Source organism: Gemmatirosa kalamazoonensis (genome assembly GCF_000522985.1).
Classification (GTDB): Bacteria; Gemmatimonadota; Gemmatimonadetes; order Gemmatimonadales; family Gemmatimonadaceae; genus Gemmatirosa; species Gemmatirosa kalamazoonensis.
The window spans coordinates 1,226,055-1,247,259 of record NZ_CP007128.1; the positions used below are offsets into that span (position 1 = coordinate 1,226,055).

A 21,205-nucleotide genomic window follows, 5' to 3' on the forward strand; every position below is an offset into this window, starting at 1 on the left:
CGCTCCTTAGGCGAGGCGCAGGGCGGCGAACACCGCTTCGGCGTAGCGCGTCCAGGTCGCGGTCTGCTGGACGAGCTGCTGCCGGCCGGCGGGGGAGAGCGTGTAGTACTTGGCGCGGCGGTTCGTCTCGGAGACGCCCCACTCGCTCGCCAGCCAGGCGCGCTTCTCGAGGCGGTGGAGGGCGTGATAGAGCGCCCCCTCCTCGACCTGGAGGGTGCCGCCGGTGACGTCCTCGATCCATCGCGCGACGGCGTAGCCGTGGCGGGGTCCCCAGGTGAGGGCCTTGAGGATCAGCACGTCGAGCGTGCCGCGGAGGAGGTCGAGGCTGTCGTCGGTGGTCATGCGGGCGGCGCCGGTCATGGTTACCCCTGAGGTTCTCATACCTGATGTTTTCAGGGGTCCATGCTGTGGGACACGCGAACGAGGGTCAAGGGTTTCTTCGACAACTGTCGCGCGGGCTGGGCCGTAGGAAGAAGCATGAGCCGCTTTCGACTCCTCGCGCCGATGGTCGGTACGTCCCTCCTGGTCGGCGCCTGCGGCGGGACCGACGTCGAGCCGCCGACGCCCGCCGCCGTCGTCGCCGGCACCTCGCAATCGGTCAGCGCACGAGTCGGCGATTCTGTCGCCGTGGTGGTGCGCGTCGTCGGCACCGACGGGCGCGGCCTGCCGGGTCAGACGGTCGCGTTCGCGCCGAGTGCCGGCACCGTGACTGCGCCGACGGCGCTCACCGACGGCGGCGGCGAGGGCCGCACGACGTGGATCGTCGGCAGCGCCACGGGCACCCAGACGCTCACCGCGACCGCCGGCTCGCTGCCCCCGCTCACCATCAGCGCCACGGTCGGCGCGGGACGCCCGGAGCGGCTCGAGGTCGCCGCCGGCGACGCCCAGAGCGCGGTCGCCGGCACGGCGGTGGCCGTCCGGCCGGCGGTGCGGGTCCGCGACGTCGGCGGCAACGGGGTGCCCGGGGTCCGCGTCGCGTTCGTGGTCGAGAGCGGCGGCGGGCGGCTCTCCGGCGACACCGCGACGACCGACGCGACCGGCCTCGCGACGGCCGGGAGCTGGCAGCTCGGCGCCACCATCGGGACGAACCTGCTACGCGCGCAGGTCGTCGGCGCATCACTGTCGGCGCAGCTCTCGGCCACCGGTCTGGCGGGGGCGCCGGCGGTCGTGGACGCGCTGTTCTCCTTCCCGGACAGCGCGGTCGTCGGCTCGACGGTCGGCCAACCGTCGGTGCCGTCGGTGCGGGTGCGGGACGCGAACGGGAACCCGGTCGCCGGCGTGCCCGTGGCGTTCCTCGTCACGGCCGGGCACGGGACGGTGGTGCCGCTGAGCGCCGTCGGCGGCGCCGACCCGGTCACCGACGCGCAGGGGCGCGCCTCCGTCGCGTCGTTCACCCTGGACACGGTGGCCGGGCCGAACACGGTGACGGCGGTGGTCGGCGAGAAGCGTCTCGCGTTCACCGTCGTCGGCCGAGCGGACGTGTTCGCACGCCTCCAGCTCGCGGGTGGAGACGAGCAGCACGCCGCGCCTCACTCGACACTCGCGCTCGGGCTGAGTGTTCGGGCGGTCGATCGCTACGGCAATGGGGTAGCCGCCGTGCCGATCGACTTCGTCCCGCTGCAGAAGGAGGTCACGGTCGACCACCCACGACAGGTGACGGATCCCGACGGAATCGCGACGTCGGGGCGCGTGGATATCGGGGCCACCTCCGGCTGGAAGATCGTCGCCGCCATGCGGTCGAGCGCATCGCAACAGCAGGTGTGGTTCAACATTCGGGTGGCCCCGGGGCCGCCGGCCGCCATCGGGTGGGACTGGCTCACGGTCTACTACGGGCTTCCCTCGGTGCAGTCGGGGTACCGATCGCGCCCGTTCGACGTGAGCGTACGGGACGCCTACGGCACACCGATACCGAACGCCACGATCAGCTTCGCCGTGTCGCCGGCCGCGGCCGGCGTGGTCTCGACGCCGAGCCGCGTCCCCGGTACCGCCGTCACCTCGCTGACGACCGGCGCGACCGGCGTGGTGACCGTGGTGCTGGACAGCTACGACTTCGTGGGGGTCGCGAAGATCACGGCCACCGCGCCGGGCGTCCCGGCGAACGAGTTTCCGATCGTGGTCACCCCATAGACGAGGGTCGTGGCCGTCGGCACGATCCCGGCAGTCACGTGGTGGGTGCATCGTCGGGAGGGATCCATGTCGACTTCCAGACTGGTCGCGGCCGCGCTGCTCGCGCTGCTCGCGCTGCTCGCGCTGACGGTCGCGGGGTGTGACGACGGCACGTTCGCCGGCAGCCTCGGGCCGACCGGCGCGACGCTCGTCTCGGTCGGCGACCGCGGAGGAGGAACGTTCGCCGGCTCGACGACGACCGGCACCAGCGCCGCGGCGCTCGTCGGCCGGTGGACGCACGTCGAGGCGAGCGGCCCCGGTGGCGGTGGGCTGCTCACGCGCATCGAGTGGACGTTCGGGTCGGACGGCTCGGCATCCCGTGTCGTGACGACGCTCACGCCACTCGGCCAGGCGGTCGCGGTGGACCGCGCGGGCGGGCGCTGGACCGGCGGCGGTGGGATCGTGTCGATCACGCTCGCCGCCGCGCCATCGACGCCGTCGGTGACGCTGCGCGCGCGCTTCGCCGTGGAGACGGGGCTCACCGGCACGACGCTGGTGCTCGACGGGCTCCGCTACCAGCGCTCGGACGGGGTCTGAGCGTCGCCGGAAGGCGTTGACGGCGGGCGTAGGTTGTCGGCATGACCGAGCCCTCGCCGCTCTCCGCCTGGGAGAGCTTCTACCTGCTGATCGGCACCGCCGCGGCGGCGCTCACCGGCCTGCAGTTCGTGGTGATCGCGTTCATCGGCCAGGAGCAGGCCGAGGACGCGGTCGGGCTGCGCGAGGAGACGCTGGCGGCGTTCGGCACGCCGACGGTGGTGCACTTCGGCTCCGCGCTGCTGCTCTCCGCGCTGCTCAGCGCTCCGTGGCCGTCGCTCGAGGCGGCCGGTCTCACGGTGGCGCTGACCGGCGTCGCGGGGCTCGCATACGCGGCGATTGTGGTGGCGCGCACGCGGCGGCAGCGGGGCTATCAGCCGGTGCTCGAGGACTGGATATGGCACGCGATCCTGCCGGTGATCGCGTACCTCATGGCCGCCGTGGCGGGCCTGTTCACGGTGCGCCACCACCCCGACGCGGGGATGTTCTCGCTCGCCGCGGGGACGCTGCTGCTGCTGTTCATCGGCATCCACAACGCCTGGGACACGGCGTCGTACGTCGCGGTGCGGCGCACGCGCGAGCGCCAGCCGCAGCCCACGCCCGCGGAGAGCGATGCGCCAGCTGCCTAACACGATCGCGGCGGCGTCGCTCGCACTCTCGCTCGCGACACCGGGGAGCGCGCAGCTCACGATCCGCGCGACGGTGCCGCCGGACACGCCTAACGACGGCACGGTGCACGTCGCGGGGACGTTCAACCGGTGGGATCCGGGCGCGTCGCGTTGGGCGCTCGCGCGCGGCGCCGACGGCGTGTGGACGATCACGCTCCCCGACTCGGTGCGCGGCCCGCTGGAGCTCAAGCTCACGCGTGGCTCGTGGGCCACGGTGGAGACGACGTCGTCGGGCGCGGACGTGCCCAACCGCACGATAACGGTGCCGCCGTCGGGCGCGGCGACGCTCGACGTGACGGTGTCGGGATGGCGCGACCGCTCCGCGCGCGCCACGTCCGCGCCGCCGCGGTCGACGGCGTCACCGAACGTGCGCGTGGTGCGCGACTCGTTCCTCATCCCGCAGCTGGGGCGCGCGCGGCGCGTGTGGATCTACCTGCCGCCCGGCTACGCGACGTCGACGCGACGCTACCCGGTGCTGTACCTGCACGACGGGCAGAACGTGTTCGACGCGGCGACGAGCTTCGCCGGCGAGTGGGGCGTCGACGAGTCGCTCGACAGCCTGACGGCGTCTGGCGATCCGGGCGCGATCGTCGTCGCGGTGGACAACGGCGGCACGCACCGCATGGACGAGTACGACCCGTGGCGCAGCACCGACCGGTCGTTGGGCGGCGGCGAGGGGGACGCGTACGTGGAGTTCCTCGCGCGCACGCTGAAGCCGTGGGTCGACGCGCACTACCGCACACGCCCCGACGCCGCGCACACGGGCGTGATGGGCTCGAGCATGGGCGGGCTGATCTCGCTCTACGCAGCGCTGAAGTACCCGAACGTGTTCGGCCGCGCGGGAGTGTTCTCGTGCGCGTGCTGGGTGGCGGGCACGAGGATCCTGTCGTACGCCCGCGCGCACGCCGGCCCACACGCCGGCGCGCGCGGTGCGGTGCCGCGCCTCTACTTCGTCGTCGGCGCGCGCGAGACGCCGTCGGGCGGACCGGCGGCCGACCAGCGTCTCATGGTGGATACGCTGCTCGCCGCGGGCTTCCCGTCGACCGCGGTGCGGTCGATCGTCGCGGAGGACGGCAAGCACGCGGAGTGGTTCTGGCGGCGCGAGTTCCCCGCCGCGTACCGCTGGCTGTTCGGGCGCGACTCGCTGCCCGGCGCGCGCCCGCTCGACTCCACGCTCACGCGCCGGACGCCGAACTGCGCCGCGTGCGCGGACTGGAACGTGCCGCAGCGGCCGTTCCGCATCCTCGGCAACGCGTGGTGGGTGGGGACGCACGGCCTCGGCGCGATCCTGCTCACGTCGCCCGGCGGCCACGTGCTGATCGACGCCGCGCTGCCCGAGTCCGCGCCGCAAATCGCCGCGAACGTGCGCGCGCTCGGCTTCCGGCTCGAGGACGTGAAGCTGATCGTGAACTCCCACGCGCACTTCGATCACGCGGGCGGCATCGAGGCGCTACGCCGCGCGTCGGGCGCGCGGGTGGCGGCGAGCCCGCCGAGCGCGCGGTGGCTCGCCGCCGGCGGCATCGCGCGCGACGACCCGCAGGCGGGGATCGTGGCGTCGTACCCGAAAGTGCCTAACGCGCGCGTGCTCGCCGACGGCGAGACGGTGCGCGTGGCGGGCGTATCGCTCACGGCGCGCTTCACGCCGGGCCACACGCCGGGCGGGACGACGTGGACGTGGCGGTCGTGCGAGGGGGACCGCTGCCTGGATCTCGTCTACGCCGACAGCCAGACGCCGGTATCGGCGGACGGCTTCGCGTTCGCGGAGAACACGACGTACCCGAACGCGGTGCGCGACTTCGAGCGCGGCTTCGCGGTGCTGGAGGGCCTCTCGTGCGACGTGCTCCTCACGCCGCACCCGGGCGCGTCCCAGCTCTGGGAGCGCGTCGCGGCGCGCGACTCGGGGAACGCGGACGCGCTCGTGGACCGCGAGGCGTGCCGACGGTACGCCGCGACGGGACGGGCGGCGCTGGCGCGTCGGCTCGCGACCGAGAGGGCGGGTCGTTAGGCGGGAGCGCACGGCTGCTCACGCGGAGGCGCGGAGCACGCGGAGAACCGTTTCTTGTATTGAACCACAGAGGACGCAGAGGACGCAGAGGGGAACCAATTCTTGTTGGTTTCCTCTGCGTCCTCTGCGTCCTCTGTGGTTAACACACACAGCCGAGGCATTTCTCCGCGTTCTCCGCGCCTCCGCGTGCGACGTCACGCGCCGGGGACGCTCGCCCGCGCCATGTCGCACTCCTCGCACTCGCCTAACGGGTGCAGGAACAGCAGCGGCTCGCGGGCGAGTCGTTCGCGGGCGACGGCGACGACGTCGCGCGAGCGGACGAGGCGCGCATGCGCGGAGCCGACGGGTCCCTCGCGCTGCAGGCCGCGCGCGCGGAGCCAGTCGTCGGCGAGCGCGAACCGCGCGCAGCAGTGGTCGTTCTCGTCGTAGGCGAGGCGCGTGGGCGCGCCGTCGGGGCCGCGCACGGTGACGTGCTTGCGCGTGCGGTACGGCACGCCGGCGAGCAGCTCGGCGAGGTGCAGCGTGGTGTCCGCGTCGTGGCCGACGCCGAGCAGCAGCACGAGGCCATCGACGTCGTGCACGCGTCCGACGGGGCTCTCGGCGCGATGCGGCGGCAGCGGCAGCGGGTCGGCGGTGATCTCCGCGGCCGCGGGGCCGAGCGCGGCGAACGCGGCGGCGTGCGCGCTCCGTCGCACGCCGGGAAGCCGTCGGAACTGCTCGGCCACGACGCCGAGGTCCGCCGCGGCCGGCGTGCGCTCGGGATCGAACGGCTGCTCGTCGTCGTCGCCCCATGACGGCATGACGAGCGTGCCGGTGGGACCGACCGCGTCGCGCAGCGCGTCGATCAGCCCAGCGGGCCCACCGTCGACGGGACGCACCGCGCGGAACGACGTGTGGACGAGCAGCACGTCGCCATCGCGCACGCCGAGCGCGCGAAGCTGCGCGACGAGCGTGGCGCGGCTGGCGCCCGGGCGCGCGGCGGATTCATGTTCGGTATCCGTCATCCCTCCAAGATGTCACCCGTCGAGCCGGAGACCATGGAGCGCGCGCCCGAGCGCCGCACGCGTGTGGGCGTGGGCGTGCTGATCTGCCGCGGCGGCCACGTGCTGCTCGGCCTCCGCCGCGGCAGCCACGGCGCGGGCACGTGGGCGCCGCCGGGCGGGCATCTGGAGTTCGGCGAGAGCGCGGAGTCGTGCGCGCGCCGCGAGGCGGCGGAGGAGACCGGGCTGCGCTTGGGCGCGGTGGAGCGGGGCCCGTACACGGTCGACACGTTCGCGGCGGAGGGCAAGCACTACGTCACGCTGTTCGCCGTGTCGCGCGACGCGTCGGGGGAGCCGCGCGTGCTGGAGCCGGAGAAGTGCGAGCGCTGGGAGTGGCACGCGTGGGAGACGCTCCCCGAGCCGCTGTTCGCGCCGCTCGCGTCGCTGCGCGCGACGGGGTTCGCGCCGTGAGGCCGGCGCGGCGGAGATGCCTAACGATGCTGGCGGGCGCGGCGTGCGCGTGGGCAGGCATGGGCGCGTGCGTGGGCGCGGAGCGCGGCGCGGCGGCCCGCGTGCCGGTCCGGCCCGACTCGGCCAGTGCGGCGTGGGACTCGCTGCTCGCGCTCGACGGGCCGCCGCACGCGATCTTCGGGTGCCTAACGGGGGACAGCGCGGTCTACGGCGACGTGCGGCCTGACCCGGAGACGGGGGACACGATCGGCGTGTGGCTCACGTTCTACCGTGCGGGCGGCGGCGTGGACGGCATGCGCGTGCTCGGCGGCATCGACCGCGCGGACACGGCGACGTTCCTGCGCGTGCAGCTGTCGGGCGGCGACTCGCTCGCGTTCGACGTGCCGGCGGTGCCGCTCGATCGGTTCCGTGAGGGGATCGACACGGCGCGGTTCATCGGCCGCGTGGCGTGCGACCGGTTATGGGGACGGCAGCGCGAGCACCGCGACCAGCCGTCGCGCACGGTGGTGTACCGCCGCGTGGTGCAACCGGTGACGGACGAGCCGGTGCCGTAGCGAGGCGGGCGGCGAGTACGACTGGGGATCCGACGGCAATGAAGAGGATCTCGAGATCTGTTCGATCGCTCCTGGTTCCCCAGGGTACTCGCCTGATCTACCTCGTGTTCGGGCGCCACACGGTGGATGCGTGGCGTACGTCGGGCGGCGGCTGCTCGCGTCGGCGGACCGGTTCGTGCGCGACGGCGCGGCGTGACGAGCGGCCTCCGGCGCCGAGGTCGCGGGCGGCGAGGCCGTGGCTGGCTTGGGCTGGACGACCACTCTCGTCGAGAGACAACATGAAGCGCCTCGCGAAGCTCGGCCTAGGCTTTCTGCTCGCGACATCCCCACTCGTCGCCCAGCAGGGCGAGCACGCGCCGCACTCGCGCCTGCTCGACACGCTCCCCCTCCCCGTCCGCTACGTCCGCGCGTTCGGCCAGCGCCTGGCGTACTACGAGACCGGACCCGCGAGCGCGCCCGTCCTCGTGCTCGTGCCGAACCTCGCGTGGGACGCGCACATGTTCGCGCAGAACGTGCCCGCGCTCGCGCGCCGCTACCACGTGATCGCCGTCGACCCGTTAGGCCTCGGCCGGTCGGACAAGCCGCTCGTCGACTACAAGATGGACACGTGGACCGACGGCTTCGCGGAGCTGCTGCGCGCGAAGGGGATCCGGAGCGCGACGTTCGTCGGCGCGGTGATGGGCGGCGCGCTCGCCGTGCAGATGGCGCTCGATCACCCCGACATGGTCGAGGCGATCGTCGTCGCGGCGTCGAACAGCGGGCCGGGCGCGCACGAGGGGGGCGCGCGCACGCCGCCGGCGGGGCCGAGCCTCGCCGGCGTGCGCGCGGGCCTGCTCGAGGCCTTCCACGATTCCGCGCTCGTCACGCCGGAGGTCGTGCGCGCGCGGCTCGCGTACCGGCTCGGCGCAGGCGACGGCTACACCATCCAGCGCCACCTCGCCGACCACCGCGCACCCTACACGCTCGAGGAGCTCGCGCGCGTGCGCGTGCCGGCGCTGTTCGTGTGGTGCCGCGAGGATCGCACGACGCCGCTGCGGTGGGGTGAGGACTACGCGCGGGCGCTGCCTAACGGGAAGCTCGCCGCGCTCGACGGCTGCGGACATCTGCCGAACATGGAGCGCCCGGAGGCGTTCGACGCCGCGGTGCTCGCGTTCCTCGACGCGAACCACCGGTGACGGCGACCGTCGGATACGTGACGAGGGGGCCCCGACTCGGAGCCCCCTGGTCGCACGACGAGCGGCGTGATGCCGCGACTCAGCCGTTCGCCTGCGCGCGCGTGCGACGCACGACGCCACCGATGACGAGGAGGCCGGTGCCCATGAGCGCGAGCGAGGCCGGCTCGGGCGTCGACGTCACGTCGGCGCGGAAGGCATAGTTCTGGATGGCGGGGTCCAGGTTCCGCACCGCGCCGTAGCAGTCCTGATGGTCGCACACATACGCCGAGTAGGACGGCCACGCATCATATCCGCCATCCGCGCGGGAGCTCTGGAAGAAGTCCTGGTCGGCCGGGGTGTAGAGGTACTGCGCGTCGCCGTAGCCATCCAGGTACGCCTTGAAGTTGATCGTCGTCGGGTCGTTGCCGAGCGTGGAGATGGCGTAGTCCGTCGGCGAGCCGCCGAACAGGTATGCGGCGGTCATGCGGCCGGACATCGCCTGCGGGTTCGTGCTCCAGATCGGACCGTCGCCGACGAACCAGCTGCCGACGAACGTGTACGTGGTGACGGGCGCCGCATGCGCGGACGCGACGGGGGTCGACAGGGCGACCGCGAAGACGGCAGCAGCGACGACGCGAGCGAGGCGGGACATGGAGGGGCGGCGAGGTTGGGTGAGTGTATGACGGAAGCGCAGGCATTGTGCGACAGCCGCGCGGACGACACAACGGCGCACGTGCGCGACGCATTCGTGGCGTCGGCACCACACCCGGGTCGGTCGAGCGTCGCGTTAGGCGGCGCATCACGTCAGGGGTCCATTACATGAACGTCCTGCTGTTCGGCGCCACCGGCATGGTCGGTCAGGGCGTGCTGCGCGAGTGCCTGCTCGCGCCCGACGTCGCGCGCGTCGTCACCGTCGGCCGGAGCGCGACGGGGCAGTCGCACCCGAAGCTGCGCGAGATCGTCGCCACGGATCTGTACGACCTCGCGCCGCTGGAGTCGGAGCTCGTCGGCTTCGACGCGTGCTTCTTCTGCCTCGGCGTGTCGTCGGCGGGGATGTCCGAGGAGCGCTACACGCGCGTGACGTACGATCTCACGCTCGCCGTCGCGACGACGCTCGCGCGGCTGAACCCGGGGATGACGTTCGTGTACGTGACGGGCGCCGGCACCGACTCGACGGAGCGCGGGCGCACGATGTGGGCGCGCGTGAAGGGGCGCACGGAGAACGCGCTGCTGCGGCTTCCGCTGAAGACGTTCCTGTTCCGGCCGGGGATGATCCAGCCGCTGCACGGCATCCGCTCGAAGACGCGGCTCTACCGCGCCGGCTACGCGGTGCTCGCGCCGTTCACGCCGCTGCTGAAGCGGCGCTTCCCGAACGCGGTGACGACGACGGAGCAGGTGGGACGCGCGATGCTCGCCGTGGCGCGTCGGGGCCATCCGACGCCGGTGCTGGAGATGGCGGACATCAACGCGCTGTGAGGTGCCGTGCGCGGCGCTCGCCCGCGCGCGGTGCTGGCCGACCCCGGCGACGGCGTGCTACTCTATCCGCATCGGCCCGTCCGCACGGGGCCCATCAACCGGATCGCGCGAGGTCGTCCATGAGTGATCCAACCCAACCGCCCACGCGCTACGTGGCGCTCGTCGGCGCGCTCGCCGGCGAGCGTCGAGTCGCCCAGACCGCGGGCTTCCCTCTCGACCCGTCGAAGATGCTGCCCGTTCCCGACGTGGTGCTCGTCGTCGCCGACACGACGCCGCGGACCGGGCCAGGGGGTGGGGGCGGCGGCGCGATGCTGTTCCGCTACACGGCGCACGGCGAGCTCGCCGGCGACACCTGGCACAGCTCCCTCGCCGACGCGCGCGCGCAGGCGGCCTACGAGTACGGCGACGCGCTCGTGCCGTGGATCGAGGTGCCCGAGGAGATCGGCGACGCGCACGCGTTCGCGGTGCGGTACGCGTTCGAGCAGCTGAACAGCCGGGGAGACTGGTGACTGATGCTGCGTAGCTGCATGGCTGCGTGGCTGCGTCCTGTTCACAGGGACGGCACGCAGCCACGCAGCCACGCAGCCGTCGTACTCAGTCTCTCTCCGGTCCCGGCTCCAGCTCCGCGCCGCCGCTGCCGGCCGCGCCGAACTTCGGGCTCGTGATCTTGCCGGTGGTCGTGTGCGGCGGGTTCGCCTCGCCGTTCTCGGTGCCGCGCTCGTCGATCGACGCCGCGTCGGTCTCGTCGGTCGTCCGGGGCGGGCGCCGGGAGTGTGCATCGTTCCGGTCCATGAGTCCTCCGAGTCGCTGACCGAGACGTCGTCGAGGCAGGGCTCGTGCCGTCCCCCGCTCTCACCCTCCGCTTTACCGCTCATGGCGATCGCCGACCTGCTGCTCCCGGAGTTCGACGAGGAGATGGCCACCACCCGCCGCGTGCTCGAGCGCGTCCCCGACGGGGACGGCGTCGGCGAGTGGCGCCCGCACCCGAAGTCGTTCCCGCTCGCCCACCTCGCGCAGCTCTGCGCGATGATGCCGAGCTGGGTGTCGATGATGATGCGCGAGACCGAGGTCGACATCGCGCCGAAGGACCGTCCGCCCGGCTCGGGCTACACCATCGAGACGACGCCGACGCTGCTCGCGCTGTTCGACCGCAACGTGGCCGAGGCGCGCGCGGCGCTCGCGGCGTGCACGGACGAGGCGTTCGCCGTCGAGTGGACGATGAAGGCGGCGGGCAACGTCGTCGACCGGAAGAGCCGCTACCTCATGCTCCGCACGGGCGTGCTGAACCACCTCGTGCACCACCGTGCGCAGCTCGGCGTGTACCTCCGGCTGCGCGACGTGCCGGTGCCGTCGATGTACGGGCCGACGGCGGACACGAAGATCGGGGCCGCGTGAACCGCGGCGTCAGCGTCGCCCGGGGGTGCCTAACGCTTTCTTCGCGGTGTCCGTGGCGACCGTCGCCGGCGGCGGGAGCTCGAACTCCTTCTCGGGGATGCGGAAGCCCTTCGCGACCGCGGGATCGCCCTCGGTGCCGAGGGCGCGCTGCGCGACGTACTCGCCGATCACGGGGCCGAACTTGAACCCTTCCGCGTTGCCGCCGCCGGCGATCCACACGTTCGTCATGTCGGGGTGCCGGTCGACGACGAAGTTGCGGCTCGAGCTGAGCTCGTAGTGGCAGGCGTGCGTCTGCAGCAGCGGCGCGTCGGCGAGCAGCGGGAAGCGGTGCGCGACGAAGCGGCGCGTGGGCTCGATGCGCGCCGCGTCGGCCCACCGGTCGCTCGTGTCGGGGTCGAGCTGGCGCGGCGGCGTGGGCGTGTTGCTCGCGCCGGCCCCTCCGGTGCGCGGCCGCGGGCCCGGCGCGCGCTCGCCGCCGCGCACGCGGAAGCCGCGGCTGTCCACCGGCAGCGAGGCCCATCCGGTGACGCCCGGGAAGTTGAAGCTCGGCAGGTTCGGGTAGGTGAACCGGTGGTCGCCGGCCGGCGTGCCGAAGTAGCACACGTAGCCGAGCGGCGTGCGCATGCGGTTCGCGAACAGCGTCGGGAACGTCTTGCCGAGCCACGGCCCCGGCGCGAACACGAACGTGTCGGCGCGCAGCGTCTCGCCGGTGTCGAGCGCGACGTCCGTTAGGCGGCCGTTCGCCACGCGCCCCGGCCGCGCGCGCCCGATCGCGATCCGCGCGCCGAGTCGCTCGGCCACCGCGGCGACCGTCTGCACGGAGCGGCGCGCGCGCACCACGCCGGCGTCGGGCTCGTACAGCACCGCGGTGATGTCGTCCATCGAGATCACCGGGAAGTCGCGCCGCACGGCCTCGGGGTCGAGGATCTCGTACGGCACCGCGTGCCGCTCCCACCAGTGGCGCGTGCGATTGAGGAACGGCTCCCAGTCGGGACGCAGGATGAGATCGCCCGTCGTGTGGAACAGGTTGAGCCGCAGGTCCTTGCCCCACTCCGCGTCGAACGCCTTCCACCGCGCGATGGCCTCGCGGGCCCACAGCATCCACATCTCGCCCGTGTCGCGGTCGCCGTACGACGAGCGCACGCCGCGCGACTCGTCGCCGGAGGTGGAGCGCGCGTTGCCGGGGCCGTACGCGTCGACGAGCGTGACCTTCGCGCCCATGCGGCACAGGTGCAGCGCGGTGAAGCTTCCCCAGATGCCGCCGCCGATGACGACGACGTCGGACGACGAGCCGCCGACTAACGGGCGGCGGCGGTGCGCGAGCCCGGGCACGGGCGCCGCTTCGGCGGTGTCGCACGCGCCGAGCAGCGCGATCGTCGCGCCGGCGCCGGCGGCCTTCAGGAAGTCGCGCCGCGTGGGAGTCGAGACGTCGGGATCGTCCGCCATGACCGTTTGGGTGGGGTGCGCGGCAATACTGCCGGCCGGTCCACGGGAAGGCAAACCCGTCGCCGCGCCCTTTCGCGCCGCGCGGCAGGACGACACGATCATGGAACCGTCGATGCGTCGATCCGCTACCCCACACGAGGAGCTCTCATGAACGAGGCGCCGTGACACGGGTGACCGAAGCCACGAAGCGTTCCCTGCTCGCGCTCGTGCCGCTCGTCCTGATCGCCGCGTGCCGCCGCGACACGCCCGACGTGCGCGAGCCGTTAGGCGCGCGGGTGGCGGGGCTCGCGCACCCGGTGCTCTCGACGCACGGCGCCCGCGCGGTGCCCGCCTCCACGACGTCGCTGCCGCCGGCGAGCTACTCGGCCGACCAGGCGGCGCGCGGGGCGCAGGTCTACAAGGCGACGTGCGCGCGCTGCCACCCGCCGGGGCAGCTCGACGGCGACGCGTTCGCGGTGGCGTGGAACGAGGCGCGCGTGTCCACGCTCTACACCACCCTTCGCAACACCATGCCGCAGGACAAGCCCGGAAGCCTCAGCGACTCACAGTACGTGGACGTGATCGCGTACCTCCTGCAGCGGAGTCGCGTGCCGGCGGGCGCGGCCCCGCTGGCGCCGGACAGCGTGGCGCTCCGTGGGCTGCGGATCGCCGTGACGCCGAGGACGCCATGAGGATCGCGCGTCGGATCGCACGCGGAGCCGCCGAGAGCTTCGGTCTCATGCGGAGCCGCGGAGCGCGCGGAGAACGGCGAGCGTCGTCGGTGTGCTCCGCGTTCTCCGCAGCTCCGCGTGCGGCCGTCCTGTCGCTGGCGACGGTCGCCTCGTTGGGCGCGCAGCCGGGCGTGGCGCCGACGAACGACCTGCCGAACCCCTACCGCACCGTGGAGGGGTGGGCGCGGATGCCGGCCGGGCGGACGTGGGGGTCGACGAGCGCCGTGGACATCGACCGCGACGGACGGAGCGTGTGGGTCGCGGAACGGTGCGGCGCGAACAGCTGCGCGGGGTCGGCGCTGCCGTCGGTGCTGCTGTTCGATTCCACGGGGACGCTCGTGCGCGCGTTCGGCGCGGGACTGCTCGTCGCGCCGCACGGCATCCACGTCGACCGCGACGGCAACGTGTGGGTGACCGACTGCGCGTGCACGGGCGGCCGCAACGCGCCGGTGACGCCGGTGACGAAGGACTCCGCGGCGCCGCCGCGCGGCCACCAGGTCTTCGAGTTCGCGCCCGACGGCCGGCTGCTCCGCACGTTAGGCGCCGCCGGCGGCGCGCGGGCGCCGGGGTACTTCTGGCAGCCGAACGACGTGCTCGTGGCGCCCGACGGCTCCGTGTTCGTGTCGGAGGGGCATTCGTCGCAGCCCGGATCCGTCGCCCGGGTGCTGAAGTTCGACCGCGCCGGCACGCTGGTGAAGACGTGGGGCACGTTCGGCAAGGCGTCTAACGAGATGGACCAGCCGCACGCGCTGGCGATGGACTCGCGCGGGCGGCTGTTCGTCGGCGACCGCGGCAACGACCGCATCCTGATCTTCGACCAGGACGGCGCGCTGCTCGACACGTGGTATCAGTTCGGGCGGCCGAGCGGGATCTGGATCGACGCGCGCGACACGATCTACGTCGCGGACTCCGAGTCGGGCTCGGTGGCGCCGGCGCACGGCGCGTGGAAGCGCGGCATCCGCATCGGGTCGGCGCGCACGGGCGCGGTGACGGCGCTCATCCCCGACCCCGCGACGAACCCCCCGAGCACGAGCGCGGCGGAGGGCGTGGCGGTGGACGCGCGCGGCGTGATCTACGGCGCGGAAGTGGGGCCGCGCGCGCTGAAGCGGTACGAGCGGATCCCGTGACGGGACGCGCCGCACGAGGTGCCTAACGATGCGCGTTTCGCAAGGCAGAGTACGGCGAATCGTGCGACGTTTGTACGAACGACGTCCGTCACTCGGCACTTGACGCACGCGCGGCGCGACCGTTATCGTCGCGGAGACAACCGAACACCCGTGGTCATTTGCCGCCTATTGCAGCCACGTTAAAGAACTGCTAAAACGCGATCAGCCCGGCGGCCACCGCCGGGCTTTTTTGTCCTCCGCGACCACCATTTCGCGCCTTACCACATGCACGCTCGCACGCTCACGACCCGGAAGCGGAACGAATGCGCATGCGCGTGCGAATGCGGGTGCGAATGCGCGCGCGCGCGCGCGGACGGCCGGGGACGACGCGTCGATGTCGATGACGCGATTCGCCACAGACGCGATCCCTTCCCCGGCCGCTCGCCCAGAGCGGCCGTTCTGTTTTCTCACGGAGGCGTCCCATGACCATGCACGACGCCGACACCCTGCGACACCTGCATCCCGCGGCGATCCTCGCGTGGGCGGTCGAGACGTTCCGCGGCCGCGTGGCGATGACGATCAGCTTCGGCGGACCCGGTGTCGTGCTCGCGCACCTGCTGAGCCGCATCGACCAGACCGTGCCAGTGATCTTCCTCGACACCGGCCTGCTGTTCGAGGAGACGTACGCGTTCCGGCAGCGGTTCGCCGAACGCTACGGGCTGCACGTGGTCGACGTGCGACCCGCGGAAGATCCGGGGCCGCTGTACGAGACGGACCCCGACCGCTGCTGCACGATCCGCAAGGTCGATCCGATGGCGCGCGCGCTCGGCGACTACGATGCGTGGGTGAGCGCGATCCGACGCGACCAGGGCGAGTCGCGCCGCGACGTGGAGGTCGTCGAGCAGCACGAGGTCGACGGGCGCCCGCTGCTCAAGGTGCACCCGCTCGCGCACTGGGACCGCGCGACGGTGTGGCGCTACATCGTCGAGCACGAGATCCCGTACCACCCGCTGCTCGACCGCGGCTACACGAGCCTCGGCTGCTGGCCGTGCACGCGGCGCACGCACGCCGGCGAGGGCGAGCGCGCGGGGCGCTGGAGCGGCCGGGCGAAGACGGAGTGTGGGCTGCACACGTTCACGGCGCGCGCGTCTGCGCCAGCCACCACGAGCCTAACGGAGGCCAGGCCATGACCGACGTCACGGACGATACCGCGACCGACGACCGGAAGGAGACCGCGGCACAGCGCGTCGAGCGCATCAAGCGCGAGAAGGCGCCGTGGTCGATCATGGACGACATCCGCCGCTACGCACGGGAGGGCTTCGCGTCGATCCCGGTCGAGGACCTCGGCGTGCGCTTCCGCGCGTGGGGGCTGTACACGCAGGGCGACGGGCGGGGCACGCGCGGCGAGGAGCAGCCGTTCTTCATGATGCGCGTGCGCACGCCGAACGGGCTGCTCACGTCGGCGATGGTGCGCACGATCGCCGACCTCGCCGACCGCTACGCGCGCGGCGCCATCGACATCACGAACCGGCAGAACTTCCAGCTCCACTGGCTGCGCATCGAGGACATCCCGACCGTGTGGGATGCGTTGTCGAGCGTCGGGTGGACGAGCCAGGGCGCGTGCGGCGACAACACGCGCACCGTCACCGGCTGCCCGCTCGCCGGCGTGGACCACGAGGAGCTGATCGACGCCTCGCCGATCGCGCTCGCGGTGGACCGCTTCCTCAACGGCAACGCGGACTACGCGAACCTGCCGCGCAAGTTCAAGATCACGATCACCGGCTGCGCGCACTGGTGCACGTATCCCGAGATCAACGACGTCGGCGCGACGGCCGTGCGGCGGGCCGACGGCGTGGTGGGCTTCCACGTGCGCGTCGGCGGTGGGCTCTCCACGCGTCCGCATCTCGCTGTGAAGCTTCCCGCGTTCGTGCTGGCGGAGCAGCTGCCGGAGGTCGTGAACGCGATCGTCGGCATCTTCCGGGACTCCGACGAGCTGCGGCAGAACCGCGCGAAGGCGCGGATGAAGTTCCTGTTCATCAACCACGGCTGGACCGCGGACAGCTTCCTGGCCGAGATCGAGCGGCGCGTCGGCTACTCGCTCGCGCCGGCGGTCGAGGAGCACCCGCCGGAGGGACGCTACCGCGACCACCTCGGCGTGCAGCCGCAGAAGCAGCCGGGGCTCCACTACGCGGCGTTCTCGGTGCTCTCGGGGCGCATCGATCCCGAGCGGCTGCGCGCGGTGGCACGGCTCGCCGACACGTACGGCGACGGCTCGCTGCGGCTCACCGCGACGCAGAACGTCGTGGTGCCGAACATCCCCGCCGAGCGCCTGACGGCGTTCGAGGCGGAGGCGGCGGTGGTGGGCGCGCTGCGGTCGTCGCCGTTCCAGCGCGGCACGGTGTCGTGCACGGGCTCGGAGTTCTGCAAGCTCGCGATCGTGGAGACGAAACAGTTCAGCATCCGACTCGCGGAGGCGCTCGAAGCGCGGCTCCCCGGCTTCTCGGAGTCGATCAAGCTGCACGTCACCGGCTGCCCGAACGCGTGCGGCCAGCACTGGATCGCCGACGTGGGGCTGCAGGGCGTGTTGCTGAACCAGGGCGGCGAGCAGGTGGAGGGGTTCGATGTGTTCGTGGGCGGTGGCCTCGGCGCGCACAGCGCGACGGCGCACCGCGTCGGCTTCCGCGCCTCGGCGGACGCGCTTCCCGATGCGCTGGAGCGGCTGTTCTCCGTCTACGACGCGGAGCGCGACGGCGACGAGTCGTTCCGCGAGTGGACGTCGCGCGTGGGCGACGCGGCGGTGAAGGCGGCGCTCGCGGGCGTGCCGGCCGCGCCGAGCCTGCCTAACGCGAAGGCCGTGGCGGTGCCGGCATGAGCGCCACGCCTCGCTACTATCCGGTGATGCTCGACCTCACCGGGCGGCTCGCCGTCGTGGTGGGCGGCGGCGCCGTGGCGGCGCAGAAGGCGCGCGAGCTGGCGGAGGCGGGCGCGCGCGTGCGCGTCGTCGCGCCGGAGGTCGGTCCGGCGATGGCGGAGCTGTCGGGCGTGGTGACGCTCGAGCGGCGCGCGTACCGCGAGGGCGATCTCGCGGGCGCCGCGATCGCGGTGGCGGCGACGGACGATCGCGCGGTGAACCACGCGGTGTGGGAGGAGGCCGAGGCGGCGCACGTGCTGCTGAACGCGGTGGACGACGTGGCGCACTGCCACTTCATCGCGCCGTCGGTGCACCGCGAGGGCGACATCACGGTGACCGTGTCGACGGCGGGCCACTGCCCGACGCTCGCCGTGCGGCTGCGCGAGCGCATCGCGCGCGTGGTGCGCCGCGAGCACGGCGAGTTCGCGCGGCTCGCCGGTGCGCTGCGCACCGACATCGCGCGGCGCGTGCCCGACTTCGCGGCCCGGCGCGCGCTCTGGTACCGCATCGTCGACTCGGACGCGATCGACGCGGTGCGGCGCGGGGAGACGGACGAGGCGCTGCTGATCATCGAGCGCCTCGTGCGGGAGGCCGAGCGTGGAGCGTGGAGCGTGGAGCGTGGAGCGCCCTTCGCTGCCACGCTCCACGCTCCACGCTCCACGCTCGGCGTGGTCCATCTGGTCGGCGCCGGCCCGGGCGACGCGGAGCTCATCACGATGCGCGGCCTGCGGCTGCTCCGCTCGGCCGACGTCGTCGTGTACGACCAGCTCGTCGGCGCCGAGCTGCTGACGTACGCGCGGCCCGACGCGCGGCTCGTCTGCGTGGGGAAGCACGGGCACGGCGCGTTCACGCCGCAGCAGGACATCGACGCGCTGCTGATCGCGGAGGCGCGCGCGGGGCGGCGCGTGGTGCGGCTCAAGGGGGGCGATCCGTTCGTGTTCGGGCGCGGCGGGGAGGAGATGGCGGCGCTGCGCGCGGCGGGGGTGCGGTGCGAGGTGGTGCCGGGGGTGTCGTCCGCGGTCGCGGCGCCGGCCGCGGCGGGGATCCCGCTCACGCATCGCGCGCTCGCGTCGGGATTCGCGGTGGTGACGGGCCACGAGTGCGGCGAGGGCACGCGACTCGACTGGAGCGCGCTCGCGCGCGTGCCGACGCTCGTCGTGCTCATGGGGCTGCGCGCGCTGCCTAACATCGTTGGGCGCCTCGCGGCTCACGGCCTGGACCTGGACACGCCTGCGGCGGTCGTGTCGCGCGGCACGCTCCCCGATCAGCGCGTGGTGACCGGGACGCTGGCGACGATCGCCGATCTCGCCGCGGCGGCGGATCTCGCGCAGCCGGCGACGCTCGTGATCGGCGAGGTCGTCCGGCTGCGCGACGCGGGCCGCCTAACGACCGGGCAGCGCGAGCGCGACGAGGGAAGTGTTCGCGCCGGCGCCGGTGGCGAACACGATGTACTGCTTCCCCTGGTGTAGGAACGTCATCGGCACGGCGGTGGTGCGCGACGGGATCGTGACGGCGCCGACTTGCTTGCCGGTGGCCTTGTCGACCGCGTAGAGCTGCGGCGGGCCCGGAGGCGCGAAGGAGCGGCCGGTGCCGTAGATGACGAGCGTCTTCGTCGTGATCACCTGCGGCTGGCCGCGCCCGCCCGTCGACGGCGGGAGCTGCACGCCGGCGAACAGCGGGTCGGTGGTGGTGACCGGGAGCAGCTTGCCGCCGCTCGGGATCCACCACGCCTTGTCGCCGGAGTTCATGTCGTACGCCGTGACGCCGCCTAACGGCTTCGGCTTCAGGATCGACACGCCGCCGATCATCGTGCCGCTCGAGCGCCCCTCGAAGCCGCCGATCGGCCCCTTCGGCGGCGTGTAGCCCGGCGGCGCGGGGAGCGCGCCGAGCAGGCCGCAGCTGTCGTGCACGGAGCTGTAGCGGAACTCGGAGCACGGATCCTTCTGCACCTGGATGGTGCTCAACCCACTCTGCGCACCGACGTAGAGCATCCCCGTCTCCGGGTCGGCCGCGGCGCCGCCGTCGATGTTCACCCCGCCCGACGCGCCCGGCGCGTACCACGAGCAGCGGTAGCCGCTCTTCCCCGTGCCGTCAGCCAGCGACGCGGGGATGAAGTACGGTCCCATGCGGCAGCGCTGCGCGAGCTTCAGCGCGGAGTCGCGGATCGCCGGCGTGTAGTCGATGAGGTCCGCCTCCACGAGCCCCTGCTGCGCGTACGGCGCGGGCTTCGACGGGATCGGCTGCGTCGGCGACGTCTCCTCGCCCGGGATCTCGCTCTGCAGCACCGGCGTCTCCACGATCGGCCAGATCGGCTCGCCGGTGGCGCGGTCGAACGTGTAGACCCACCCCTGCTTCGTCGTCTGCGCGACGACGCGGCGCCGCGCGCCGTTCACCGTCACGTCGAGCACGTTCGGCGACATCGGCGTGTCGTAGTCCCAGATGTCGTGGTGCACCATCTGGAAGTGCCACTTCCGCTGCCCGGTCTTCACGTCGATGGCGACGAGCGAGTTGCCGAACAGGTTGTCGCCCGGTCGGTGTCCCCCGTACTCGTCCATGAGCGGCATGCCGACGGGGATGTAGACGAGGCCGAGCTCCGGATCGGCGGCATACGTCGCCCACGGGTCGTTCTTGCCGACGCCGTCGGTGCCCAACTTCGTGCCCTTCTTCCACGACGCCGCGCCGAACTCCCCCGCCTGCGGCACGAGGTCGAACTTCCACAGCTGCTTCCCGGTGCGCACGTCGAAGCCGCGCACGACGCCGGGGAGGTTGTGGGCGCGGATGGGGTAGTAGCCGTGGATCGACGAGTTGCCGACGACGAAGACGTCGCCCACGACGATCCCCGGCGAAGAGCTCGCGATCTGGCCCAACGCGGGGTCGATGCCGACGGTGCCGTCGGCGCCGGTGCGCGTGCGCGCGTTCCACCGCTCGCCGGGGCGCGCTCGGCGCGCGGGCGCGGCGTCGGAGACGATCAGCTCACCGGTGTCGTCGACGGCGAGCGGCACGAGCGGGAGGCCGAGCCCCTCCATGAGATCGACGACGCCACCCTTGCCGAACTTCGGGTCGGGGACGCCGGTGCGCGCGTCGAGCGACGCGAGGTGATAGCCGGGGGTGACGACGAGGACGCGCTCGTTAGGCCCATCGGTCCAGTACGCGAGCCCGCGCCCGGCGAACCGGCGCGGCGCCTTCTGCCAGCGGATGCCCTCGTCCATCCCCCACTTCCATAGCGTCTTCCCCGTCGCCGGGTCGACGGCGAACGCCATGCGCCGATTGGTGGCGACGGTGAACAGGCGCCCGTTCGCGTAGAGCGGCGTGGTGCGGTAGTACTCGTCCTCGCCGTACGGGCCGGCGTTCCACTGCCACGCGACCTTGAGCGAGTCGAAGTTCGCGGCGGTGATCTGGTCGAGCGGCGAGTAGCGCGTGCTCCACGCGTCGGCGGCCCAGTAGCGCCACTCGCCCGGCGGATTGCCGCGAGCGGGCTGCTGCGCTGCGGCGACGCTCGGCGCGGCGACGAGCAGGAACGTCAGGGCGAGACGTCGGAGCATCGATGCGGTCCTCGTCGGGATTCTCTTCGTGGCGTCTCACGACTCCGCGTCGGAGACGGCTCCTCGCGTGGAGCGCGGATTGCGCGG

21 protein-coding genes and 1 riboswitch are annotated in these 21,205 nt (G+C 73.0%); of the genes, 15 read left to right on the forward strand and 6 right to left on the reverse strand.

Going from position 1 to position 21,205, the window contains the following annotated elements; translation table 11 throughout:
* Window positions 1-6: 6 nt before the first annotated feature.
* Window positions 7-360 (reverse strand): PadR family transcriptional regulator, encoded by a 354-nt coding sequence (locus J421_RS05415; RefSeq protein ID WP_201773105.1) that lies wholly within the window; start codon window positions 358-360, stop codon window positions 7-9.
* Between the two features lie 117 nt (window positions 361-477).
* Here J421_RS05415 and J421_RS05420 point away from each other — a divergent pair, with 117 nt between their 5' ends.
* The 4 genes from J421_RS05420 to bla all read left to right on the forward strand — a co-directional run bounded on the left by J421_RS05420 (window position 478) and on the right by bla (window position 5,373).
* Entirely contained in the window at window positions 478-2,127 is a 1,650-nt protein-coding gene (locus J421_RS05420; RefSeq protein WP_148306164.1) for an Ig-like domain-containing protein, read from the forward strand.
* 66 nt (window positions 2,128-2,193) lie between these two features.
* Window positions 2,194-2,703, forward strand: a complete 510-nt coding sequence (locus J421_RS05425; RefSeq protein ID WP_025410151.1) for a hypothetical protein — start codon at window positions 2,194-2,196, stop codon at window positions 2,701-2,703.
* Window positions 2,704-2,744: 41 nt separating this feature from the next.
* Window positions 2,745-3,329 (forward strand): hypothetical protein, encoded by a 585-nt coding sequence (locus J421_RS05430; RefSeq protein WP_025410152.1) that lies wholly within the window; start codon window positions 2,745-2,747, stop codon window positions 3,327-3,329.
* A complete protein-coding gene (gene bla, locus J421_RS05435) occupies window positions 3,313-5,373 on the forward strand; it encodes a subclass B3 metallo-beta-lactamase (RefSeq protein WP_104022287.1) in 2,061 nt (686 codons plus the stop codon). Before J421_RS05430 ends, bla begins: the two co-directional genes overlap by 17 nt.
* Window positions 5,374-5,567: 194 nt before the next feature.
* Here bla and aac(3)-IV read toward each other — a convergent pair whose 3' ends face one another.
* Entirely contained in the window at window positions 5,568-6,377 is an 810-nt protein-coding gene (gene aac(3)-IV, locus J421_RS05440) for an AAC(3)-IV family aminoglycoside N-acetyltransferase (RefSeq protein WP_025410153.1), read from the reverse strand.
* A gap of 9 nt (window positions 6,378-6,386) precedes the next feature.
* Between aac(3)-IV and J421_RS05445 the strand changes: the two genes are divergently transcribed.
* The 3 genes from J421_RS05445 (at window position 6,387) to J421_RS05450 (ending at window position 8,553) form a co-directional block, all read left to right on the forward strand.
* Entirely contained in the window at window positions 6,387-6,824 is a 438-nt protein-coding gene (locus J421_RS05445; RefSeq protein WP_201773106.1) for a nucleotide triphosphate diphosphatase NUDT15, read from the forward strand.
* Window positions 6,821-7,378: a hypothetical protein gene (locus tag J421_RS31980; RefSeq protein ID WP_148306165.1), complete on the forward strand. Its 558-nt coding sequence runs from the start codon at window positions 6,821-6,823 to the stop codon at window positions 7,376-7,378. The genes J421_RS05445 and J421_RS31980 overlap by 4 nt, the downstream gene beginning before the upstream one ends.
* Window positions 7,379-7,656: 278 nt before the next feature.
* Window positions 7,657-8,553, forward strand: coding sequence for an alpha/beta fold hydrolase (locus J421_RS05450; RefSeq protein ID WP_025410155.1), 897 nt, complete (start codon window positions 7,657-7,659; stop codon window positions 8,551-8,553).
* A 79-nt stretch (window positions 8,554-8,632) separates the two neighbouring features.
* Here the strand turns inward: J421_RS05450 and J421_RS05455 are convergent, their stop codons facing one another.
* Complete coding sequence (locus J421_RS05455; RefSeq protein WP_025410156.1) at window positions 8,633-9,184, reverse strand: PEP-CTERM sorting domain-containing protein; 552 nt, start codon at window positions 9,182-9,184, stop codon at window positions 8,633-8,635.
* A 167-nt stretch (window positions 9,185-9,351) separates the two neighbouring features.
* Here J421_RS05455 and J421_RS05460 point away from each other — a divergent pair, with 167 nt between their 5' ends.
* Together J421_RS05460 and J421_RS05465 are read left to right on the forward strand one after the other, a co-directional pair.
* Window positions 9,352-10,008, forward strand: a complete 657-nt coding sequence (locus J421_RS05460) for an NAD-dependent epimerase/dehydratase family protein (protein ID WP_025410157.1) — start codon at window positions 9,352-9,354, stop codon at window positions 10,006-10,008.
* 119 nt (window positions 10,009-10,127) lie between these two features.
* The gene (locus tag J421_RS05465; RefSeq protein ID WP_148306166.1) at window positions 10,128-10,517 is read left to right on the forward strand and encodes a hypothetical protein; all 390 of its coding nucleotides are present in this window, start codon (window positions 10,128-10,130) and stop codon (window positions 10,515-10,517) included.
* A gap of 85 nt (window positions 10,518-10,602) precedes the next feature.
* Here J421_RS05465 and J421_RS05470 read toward each other — a convergent pair whose 3' ends face one another.
* Entirely contained in the window at window positions 10,603-10,800 is a 198-nt protein-coding gene (locus J421_RS05470) for a hypothetical protein (RefSeq protein ID WP_025410159.1), read from the reverse strand.
* A gap of 81 nt (window positions 10,801-10,881) precedes the next feature.
* On the opposite strand from J421_RS05470, the gene J421_RS05475 reads away from it, so the two are divergent.
* Complete coding sequence (locus tag J421_RS05475; RefSeq protein ID WP_025410160.1) at window positions 10,882-11,403, forward strand: DinB family protein; 522 nt, start codon at window positions 10,882-10,884, stop codon at window positions 11,401-11,403.
* 9 nt (window positions 11,404-11,412) lie between these two features.
* Here the strand turns inward: J421_RS05475 and J421_RS05480 are convergent, their stop codons facing one another.
* On the reverse strand, window positions 11,413-12,849 hold the full coding sequence (locus J421_RS05480; RefSeq protein WP_025410161.1) for an NAD(P)/FAD-dependent oxidoreductase: 1,437 nt from the start codon (window positions 12,847-12,849) through the stop codon (window positions 11,413-11,415).
* Window positions 12,850-13,019: 170 nt separating this feature from the next.
* Here J421_RS05480 and J421_RS05485 point away from each other — a divergent pair, with 170 nt between their 5' ends.
* The 5 genes from J421_RS05485 (at window position 13,020) to cysG (ending at window position 19,045) form a co-directional block, all read left to right on the forward strand.
* The gene (locus J421_RS05485) at window positions 13,020-13,520 is read left to right on the forward strand and encodes a c-type cytochrome (RefSeq protein ID WP_025410162.1); all 501 of its coding nucleotides are present in this window, start codon (window positions 13,020-13,022) and stop codon (window positions 13,518-13,520) included.
* A gap of 89 nt (window positions 13,521-13,609) precedes the next feature.
* Entirely contained in the window at window positions 13,610-14,686 is a 1,077-nt protein-coding gene (locus J421_RS05490; RefSeq protein ID WP_025410163.1) for an NHL repeat-containing protein, read from the forward strand.
* Window positions 14,687-14,826: 140 nt separating this feature from the next.
* Window positions 14,827-14,897: riboswitch (SAM riboswitch) on the forward strand.
* A 250-nt stretch (window positions 14,898-15,147) separates the two neighbouring features.
* Entirely contained in the window at window positions 15,148-15,855 is a 708-nt protein-coding gene (locus J421_RS05495) for a phosphoadenylyl-sulfate reductase (protein WP_025410164.1), read from the forward strand.
* Window positions 15,852-17,537, forward strand: coding sequence for a nitrite/sulfite reductase (locus J421_RS05500; protein WP_025410165.1), 1,686 nt, complete (start codon window positions 15,852-15,854; stop codon window positions 17,535-17,537). Before J421_RS05495 ends, J421_RS05500 begins: the two co-directional genes overlap by 4 nt.
* Complete coding sequence (cysG, locus tag J421_RS05505; RefSeq protein WP_025410166.1) at window positions 17,534-19,045, forward strand: siroheme synthase CysG; 1,512 nt, start codon at window positions 17,534-17,536, stop codon at window positions 19,043-19,045. The genes J421_RS05500 and cysG overlap by 4 nt, the downstream gene beginning before the upstream one ends.
* Here the strand turns inward: cysG and J421_RS05510 are convergent.
* A complete protein-coding gene (locus J421_RS05510) occupies window positions 18,959-21,118 on the reverse strand; it encodes an outer membrane protein assembly factor BamB family protein (RefSeq protein ID WP_025410167.1) in 2,160 nt (719 codons plus the stop codon). The two genes, cysG and J421_RS05510, sit on opposite strands and share 87 nt — an antisense overlap.
* Between the last annotated feature and the right edge of the window lie 87 nt (window positions 21,119-21,205).